The organism is Congregibacter sp., assembly GCF_045107095.1.
In the GTDB taxonomy this organism is placed as follows: domain Bacteria; phylum Pseudomonadota; class Gammaproteobacteria; order Pseudomonadales; family Halieaceae; genus Congregibacter.
The window spans coordinates 24,704-31,723 of sequence record NZ_JBGCFU010000127.1 but is presented as its reverse complement, the minus strand read 5'-3'; the positions used below and the strand labels follow the sequence as shown (position 1 = coordinate 31,723).

The window sequence follows — 7,020 nt, the reverse complement described above, 5'->3', positions numbered from 1 at the left end:
CGCTGGGAAGGACTGATACTCCGCGAACCTCATGGTGATGGCGGCTTTGGCTACGATCCACTATTTTTTGTACCCAGCCATGGCGTCAGTGCCGCCCAGCTTGAATCCGCAGAGAAAAACGCCATCAGCCACCGTGGCCTTGCGGCGGCAGAAATGCTCGCGCTGCTGGGTCAGTCCTAAAACGAGCTGCGCGAATGCGGGCGCCCCAGCTTGGCCTTTACGTGCACCTGCCTTGGTGCGAGCGCAAATGTCCTTACTGCGATTTCAACTCCCATGAGGCGCTGGAGATACCCGAGACGGCGTATCTCGATGCCCTTATCGCAGACTTAAGGGAAGAAGCAAAAGGTCAGCGGTGCGACATACAAACTGTATTTATTGGCGGCGGAACACCCAGCCTATTCAGCGTCAACGCAATAAAGCGGCTGATGGATGCGGTAAGGAGCATCGGACTCGCCGCCGATGCCGAAGTGACTATGGAGGCAAATCCCGGCAGCACGGAGGCCGCGCGTCTTGAAGGCTATGCTGACGCAGGAGTTACGCGGTTTTCCCTCGGCATACAGAGTTTCGATGATGCTTGCTTGATGGCCCTAGGTAGAATTCACGATAGCAAGATGGGCCGCGAAGCAGTGGCGGCAGCCCGGGATTCTGGCGCAAGCAGCTACAACATAGATCTAATGCACGGTCTTCCAGAGCAGAATCTGGAGCTTGGACTGAATGATATTCGCAGCGCGCTATCCCTAAGCCCACCCCATCTATCGTGGTACCAGCTGACTATTGAACCGAATACGCGGTTCTACTCGAATCCGCCGCGGCTTCCTGCCGAATCGATTCTAGGAAGTCTCGAGGAAGAAGGAGCCCGTGTTCTACGCGCTGCGGGATACCACCGCTACGAAATCTCGGCTTGGGCGCAGCCAGGCCAAGAGTGTCAGCACAATCTCAACTATTGGCGCTTCGGAGACTATATGGCCATTGGCGCGGGAGCCCACGGCAAACTAAGCACCGAGAGTGGTGAAATTTTCCGCTACGCCAAAACGCGACAGCCCGAAGATTACCTTGCAGCGGGCGGTATCAAACGCAAAGCTTTTCGCGCGCTGGATGAAGCGGATCGCCAGGGAGAATTTGTGCTGAACGCCCTAAGGCTTTCAGAGGGCTTTAGCCTTGATTTATTCGAAGCCCGAACCGGTCTCAACGCGAGTCGCCTGGACACCACGGTGAGAAAGCTCGTCGACCGAGGACTAGTCCAGCACAATCAAGAACATATCCGCACAACAGATCTTGGACTGCGCTTTCTTGACGATGTAGTCGCTGCGTTTTTCGCCGAAGGTTCTGCTTAGGTCTTAGTGTTGCTACCGCGTCGATACAGCAAGTCCCATACCCCGTGCCCCAGACGCTGGCCGCGAAGTTCGAACTTCGTTAACGGACGTTCTTCCGGCCGCGGCACATAATCACCATCAGGACTACAGTTTTCCAGAGAGGGGCTGGCATTCAGCACTTCAAGCATATGCTCGGCATAGGGCTCCCAATCGGTGGCAAGATGAAGAATGCCGCCAACAGCTAAACGACTAACTAAAAGTTCGGTAAACAGCGGTTGAATCAAGCGGCGTTTATTGTGTCGCTTCTTGTGCCACGGATCGGGGAAGTAAATCTGTATGCGCTGCAAGGACCCCGGCGCGATACAGTTCTCGAGAACCTCCACTGCGTCATGGCAAATCGCCCGGATGTTAGTCAGCCCTCGCTCCTGCACCCCGTGAAGGAGCCTGCCAACACCAGGCCGGTGAACTTCCACTCCCAGGTACTGCGCAGTGGGTCGAGCCGCGGCCATATCCAGAAGTGATTGGCCCATGCCAAAACCGATTTCCAGGACTCGTTCGCCAGTACCCCCAAAAAGCTCGTCAAAGTGTAAAAGCTCTGGTCGATATTCAACGCCCCAAAGCGCCCAGCCCTCATCGAAGCCCCGTTGCTGAGCCTCGGTCATACGCCCGGCACGCAATACAAAGCTCTTGATGCGTCGCGGATTCTGCGCGCTATCGGTCATGGGATCACTGGCCTAGAAGTTGCCAGCCTGCCGCGGCCAAGCACGACCAGCCCGCAATAAATGCGAGTCCACCCAGGGGTGTAATCGCGCCCAACCAACGTATTCCGGTAAAACTCAGGACATAGAGACTTCCGGAAAAAAGCAAAATGCCCAGCACAAACAGAACCACGCTGGACTTCAGAAGAATGGATGCCGGGAATTGAACAAGAAGGAGGCCCGCTATGAGAAGAGCGAGGCTATGATAAAACTGGTACTGAACGGCGGTCTCGAAAACCCCGAGAGAATAAGCATCCAGACGATCTCGAAGCGCGTGGGCACCGAAGGCGCCAAAAGCAACGCTTAACAAACCACCGAGTGACCCTAAGAAAAATCCAAGCTGTGCCATGAAAAACTCGGCGCTATCGCGCCCCGGTATTGCCGAAGAGGCGACTAGGCTATCAGCACCTGACGAATTTTCTTCATCGCGGCCTGTTCGAGTTGTCGAATACGCTCTGCTGACACGCCGTACTCTGCAGCCAATTCGTGCAGTGTGGCCTTGTCGTCCGTGAGCCAACGTTGGGCAAGAATATTACGGCTGCGTTCATCGAGCTCGGCAATCGCTGAATGCAGCTGCGCCTGACTATCAGCTTGCCACTCAGTTTCTTCCACATCGATCGCAGGATCTGCAGTGTGATCTTCAAGATAGTACTGCGGAGCCTGCCAGCCCTCTTCGTCATCAGCGCCCACGGGAGCGTCAAAAGCCACGTCATGGCTGCTCAGTCGACCCTCCATACGGTGGACCTCCTGAACATCGACGCCCAAGTCATTCGCGACGGCTTTAGCCTCGTCAGCACTCAGCCAAGCCAAAGTCTTCTTTTGACCGCGAAGATTAAAGAATAACTTGCGTTGCGCTTTAGTGGTGGCCACTTTGACAATTCGCCAGTTACGCAAAATATATTCGTGTATCTCAGCCTTGATCCAGTGCACCGCAAAGGACACCAAACGTACGCCTTTAGTGGGATCAAAGCGCTTAACCGCTTTCATCAAACCGACATTGCCTTCCTGGATCAGGTCCGCTTCCGCCAGACCATACCCGCGGTAGCTCCGCGCAATGTGCGCCACAAAGCGCAGGTGAGACATAACCAGTTCGCGGGCAGCTTGCACGTCACCATCGTAAAACAGCTTCTCGGCCAACTCGTGCTCGCGCTCGGCACTGAGAACCGGGACCCGAGCCACAGCCTGCACATAAGCGGCAAGATTCGCTCCGGGTACCATCTGGTCGACGGCCAACATCTGCGTACCAGACGGCGCCGATGAATTATCATCGGTGCCAAGCAAGCCATCGTAAGCTGCTTTCATTGGTGTCGTAATTGATGTCGTTAGTGATGAAGTCATCAGTTCTGTCACGGTCTACTCCACAACGGGGGACGGATTCTAGCACTCTCAGTATTAGAGTGCTAAATCTGAGAAAGTTCCCTTCACAGAGTTATCTATACTATTTTGTTATAAGAGCGGATCACCTGGTCATCCTCGATCACCGGGGCTCTATAGCTTTTAAATGCCTCGCAACGGCCAACCAAGCGCCTGCAAGGCCCAAAAAGGCGCCGAGTAAGACTAACTGCAAGCTGTCTACGAGTCCGAGGCCCTGCAGTATAAAACTGCTCTGATAAGCGGCCGATAGCGCATTAACAGGCGATGCGAGCAAAAATGTACCGAGCGCGACCAAAATAGCACCTACCGCGCCACCACCAAGGCCGAACCATAAGCCCGTATAGAGTAAGGGTCGCCGCACAAAGGCATCGCTACCGCCCACGAGCTTTACGATAATGATTTCATCCCGGCGGCTCTCGATGGCCAGGCGGATGGTGTTTCCCAGCACCAAGACCACTGCGGCCAGCAGTAGGACTGCCAGCAACTGAACAGCTCTACGTCCCAGCGTCATAAGCGATTGAAGACGCTGTAGCCACAAAGTGTCCAGCAGCGCTTCCTCTACTTCAGGAAGGGACTCCAGATTCTGGCGGAGTTCACTCAAAGCTCCGGGAGAAGCGGGTACAGGCACCACCAAGAGCAAGTGCGGCAAGGGGTTCTGTGGCAACCCTTTGGCGAGTTCACCCATGCCAGAGCGCTGAACAAACTCAGCCAGAGCATCGTCGCGATCGACAAACTCTGTGCTTTGGATATCCTCTCGCTGCGACAGGGTCAGCGCCAGACTCCGAGCCTTATCGACCGGCTGTTCCGCCTGGAGAAACAACGACAGCTGTGCCGGACGTTCGAGCTGCTCTGAAAGCTGCGACACATTGCCCAGCACCACCCAAAGTCCCGTCGGCAAAGCGATCGCTATGCCAATCACCAACCATGTCATGCAACTGGAAACTGGCTGGCTCACGACTTTTGCCAGACTGTCGGCAGCCGATTGGCTGTGATGACGCCGCCAGCCGCGCCAACGCGCGACCCACCGAATCTTTCGGGGCCGTGCATTGCCCCCCGTCGACTTGGCCGCTTTACGGAACATCAATGTTGACTCCGGGAGAAACGAGACGACCGTCGTTCAGCGTGATAATCCGGTGGCGTAAGCGCGATATCAAAGCCAGGTCGTGACTCGCAATGAGTACGGTGACTCCTACCTGACTGAAGTCCACAAACAGTTGCATGATCTCTGCGGACAATTCGGGATCCAGATTACCCGTCGGCTCATCGGCGAGCAGAATGGAAGGGCGTCCCACCACCGCTCGGGCGATTCCTACGCGTTGCTGTTCGCCCCCCGAGAGGCTCATGGGCATGGACTGCACACGATCCAGGAGCCCAACCTTATCGAGCGCCGCATTCACCCGTCGGTCAATATCGCGATACTCAAAGCCCGCGATCTGCAGAGGTAAGGCGACGTTGTCATAAACCGGGCGATCCATGAGTAGTTTGTGATTTTGAAACACTACGCCGATAGATTGTCGGTGACGGGGAATGCTGCGCCGACTGAACTTGCTCAGGTCGGATCCCCCGACCGTGACCCGACCACGACTAGGACGCTCCATGAGCATAATCAAACGTAGTAGCGTGCTTTTACCGGCACCAGAATGCCCGGTCAGAAAGACCAACTCTTCGGGATCTATACAGAAACTTACTTCGCGCAGCGCATCGTGGCTGTTGTCATAGCGTTTACTGACGCGCTCGAATTCGATCATGGCTCAGTCAATCACGATCAAACAAAGCCTGAATAAACTCCTCGGCAACAAATGGCCGAAGATCCAACGCTGACTCACCTACCCCGATAAATCGAATGGGTAGGCCCAAGCGCTTTGCGATGGCAAAAATAACGCCGCCCTTAGCGGTGCCATCCAGCTTGGTAAGGGTCAAACCAGTGACGCCCACGGCATCTCGAAATTGTGCTGCCTGCGCAAGCGCATTTTGTCCCGTCCCTGCATCCAGAACCAGCATTACCTCATGAGGCGCGTCTGGATTGAGCTTGCCCATCACCCGCACCACCTTACTGAGTTCATCCATAAGATGACTTTTATTCGACAGTCGCCCCGCCGTATCGGCGATAAGCACATCGACTCCCCGTGCGGTCGCCGCCTGTAGTGCGTCGTAAATCACCGAAGCGCTGTCAGCACCCGTGTGCTGAGCAATCACCGGTACATCATGACGCTCACCCCAGTGCTGCAACTGCTCCACTGCCGCAGCGCGAAACGTGTCTCCTGCCGCAAGCATGACGGAGCGGCCTTCTTCCTGAAAACGGCGGGCCAACTTACCAATAGTCGTCGTTTTACCCACACCGTTAACGCCGACCATCAGAATCACAAAAGGCGCCCCGGCGCTTACATCAAGGCTCTTTTCGCAGGGCAACAAGATACTTTGAAGCTCATCGCGAAGGCCCTGCATCAACGCTTCCGGATCAGCCAGCTCTTTGCGGGATACTCGATCAGTTAAACGAGAGATGATCTCGCTGGTCGCCTCGATGCCCACATCCGCTATGAGAAGTTGGGACTCCAGCTCTTCAAGCAGCTGCGCATCGATGGTTTTGCGGCCCAAAAAGAGATTACCGAAACCCGTTGCAAGACTGTCACTGGTACGTCCCAGACCACGCTTCAGGCGACCAAAAAATCCGGGCTCTTTGGCCTTGGCATCATCAAGCTCAGGCTCCGCCACCACCGCTGCAGGCTCCTGTGTCATTACCTCGGAAACCTCGTCCGTCTGCACATCAAGAGTGGCATCAGGCGCCACGTCGGGAATGGCGCCAGGAGTAGCTTCAGAAGCTTCGTCAGGGGCGACTTTGGGCTTGGATTTAAAAAACTTCATCTCTAAAACGTTTGGCTCAGGCGTGTGTTGTGGTGAGGTCTCTATCGTATCATCGCGGGGAATCATGCTGCGACGGGAGTAGCGTCTTGGGAGAAAGAAAAGGTACGGGCAAGCTTCGGATAATCGCCGGGGAATGGCGAGGCCGAAAACTACCTGTGGCAGATCTTCCCGGGCTCCGTCCCTCTACAGACCGGATCCGCGAAACAGTGTTTAACTGGCTAGCCCCGGAGATCGTTGGAGCCCGATGTCTCGATCTGTTTGCAGGCACAGGCGCGTTAGGCCTTGAAGCACTGTCTCGAGGTGCGGCGTACTGTCAATTCGTGGAGCAACAGCAACAAGCTGCGCGAATGCTGGATCAGGCGCTTGCTGTGTTGGCCGCAAAAAACCGGGGGGCCGTTTATCGGGGTGATGCGCTGCAGTTTCTAAACAATACTGGCGCTAACGGCTTTGACTTATTGTTTCTAGACCCGCCCTTTGCCAGCGATCTCCTGGACAGCGTCCTGGATCAATTGCATGACCATAGCGTATTCAACCCAAATGCCCTTGTTTATGTGGAGTACGCGCCCTCGCAAAGCCCGGGGTTCCCGGACAGTTGGGAACAATACCGAAGTAAAAAGAGTGCTGGTGTGATTTACGAACTCTATCGACTCCCCACAGATTGATTGAGAGGGCGAAGTCGATTGTTTAGTATCCCTGTCTTCGGAGGCTCGGGA

At 55.4% G+C, this 7,020-nt stretch carries 9 protein-coding genes; 3 read left to right on the top strand and 6 right to left on the bottom strand.

Annotation, left to right across the window (positions count from 1 at the left end; translation table 11 throughout):
* A partial coding sequence (locus AB8B76_RS15255) for a non-canonical purine NTP pyrophosphatase (RefSeq protein ID WP_405273732.1) occupies positions 1-180 on the top strand: 180 nt, incomplete at its 5' end.
* Positions 181-194: 14 nt separating this feature from the next.
* The gene (gene hemW, locus AB8B76_RS15250) at positions 195-1,334 is read left to right on the top strand and encodes a radical SAM family heme chaperone HemW (protein WP_405273731.1); all 1,140 of its coding nucleotides are present in this window, start codon (positions 195-197) and stop codon (positions 1,332-1,334) included.
* Here the strand turns inward: hemW and trmB are convergent.
* The 6 genes from trmB to ftsY form a co-directional block, all read right to left on the bottom strand.
* Entirely contained in the window at positions 1,331-2,035 is a 705-nt protein-coding gene (trmB, locus tag AB8B76_RS15245) for a tRNA (guanosine(46)-N7)-methyltransferase TrmB (protein WP_405273730.1), read from the bottom strand. The genes hemW and trmB overlap by 4 nt on opposite strands.
* Before the next feature lie 4 nt (positions 2,036-2,039).
* A complete protein-coding gene (locus AB8B76_RS15240; protein ID WP_405273729.1) occupies positions 2,040-2,420 on the bottom strand; it encodes a DUF423 domain-containing protein in 381 nt (126 codons plus the stop codon).
* A 44-nt stretch (positions 2,421-2,464) separates the two neighbouring features.
* Positions 2,465-3,307 carry an RNA polymerase sigma factor RpoH gene (gene rpoH / locus AB8B76_RS15235; protein ID WP_405273733.1) on the bottom strand — a complete coding sequence of 281 codons (843 nt, stop codon included), beginning with the start codon at positions 3,305-3,307 and terminating at the stop codon, positions 2,465-2,467.
* A gap of 241 nt (positions 3,308-3,548) precedes the next feature.
* Positions 3,549-4,526 (bottom strand): permease-like cell division protein FtsX, encoded by a 978-nt coding sequence (gene ftsX / locus AB8B76_RS15230; RefSeq protein WP_405273728.1) that lies wholly within the window; start codon positions 4,524-4,526, stop codon positions 3,549-3,551.
* Positions 4,516-5,193 carry a cell division ATP-binding protein FtsE gene (gene ftsE / locus AB8B76_RS15225; RefSeq protein ID WP_405273727.1) on the bottom strand — a complete coding sequence of 226 codons (678 nt, stop codon included), beginning with the start codon at positions 5,191-5,193 and terminating at the stop codon, positions 4,516-4,518. The genes ftsX and ftsE overlap by 11 nt, the downstream gene beginning before the upstream one ends.
* A 7-nt stretch (positions 5,194-5,200) precedes the next feature.
* Complete coding sequence (gene ftsY, locus AB8B76_RS15220) at positions 5,201-6,307, bottom strand: signal recognition particle-docking protein FtsY (RefSeq protein WP_405273726.1); 1,107 nt, start codon at positions 6,305-6,307, stop codon at positions 5,201-5,203.
* Between the two features lie 86 nt (positions 6,308-6,393).
* On the opposite strand from ftsY, the gene rsmD reads away from it, so the two are divergent.
* Positions 6,394-6,969: a 16S rRNA (guanine(966)-N(2))-methyltransferase RsmD gene (rsmD, locus tag AB8B76_RS15215; RefSeq protein ID WP_405273725.1), complete on the top strand. Its 576-nt coding sequence runs from the start codon at positions 6,394-6,396 to the stop codon at positions 6,967-6,969.
* The last annotated feature ends 51 nt before the right edge of the window (positions 6,970-7,020 follow it).